The sequence below is a fragment of the Vibrio sp. 10N.286.52.C3 genome (genome assembly GCF_041468865.1).
Taxonomy (GTDB): domain Bacteria; phylum Pseudomonadota; class Gammaproteobacteria; order Enterobacterales; family Vibrionaceae; genus Vibrio; species Vibrio crassostreae_C.
Genome location: NZ_JBFRJM010000131.1, coordinates 908 through 1,313, shown reverse-complemented (window position 1 = coordinate 1,313; position 406 = coordinate 908). Strand labels below are relative to the sequence as shown.

Here is a 406-nt window from a genome sequence, read left to right as displayed (position 1 = left end):
GGTTCATCGCGGCTTTCCGGGGAAAGCCGCTTTTATCTTCAAGAAGAAGTAGTCGGTATCTCGATACCCATACCCCATTCGCTTGATTAGCTTTATCTTGTTGTTTATCCCTTCTAGGGTGCAGGTGTTTAGCGGATAACTTGCCGATGCGATAATACCGTGAAGATAAGGACTCAGTTTTCGTGCGAACTCTTTCAATGGCTTAATTCCACTCTCTTGTACTTGTGCCCACCACGCCTCCCAGAGCCCTTTAGCATGTGCTTCTGATTCACAATACCAAAGCTCTTTGAGCTGTGCCCCGAGTATATAAGTGGTCATTAAGTCCTTATTGATATTCAATATTTCTGTAAGATAGCTGTCTTGCCGTGGATTTAAGTTGCCTCTATTTTTCAACAACACCCAGCGT

1 protein-coding gene is annotated in these 406 nt (G+C 44.3%); it reads right to left on the bottom strand.

Features of this window, described 5'->3' with window-relative positions; genetic code table 11:
* Window positions 1-3 precede the first annotated feature (3 nt).
* A partial coding sequence (locus tag AB4138_RS24010; RefSeq protein ID WP_372307955.1) for a transposase occupies window positions 4-406 on the bottom strand: 403 nt, incomplete at its 5' end.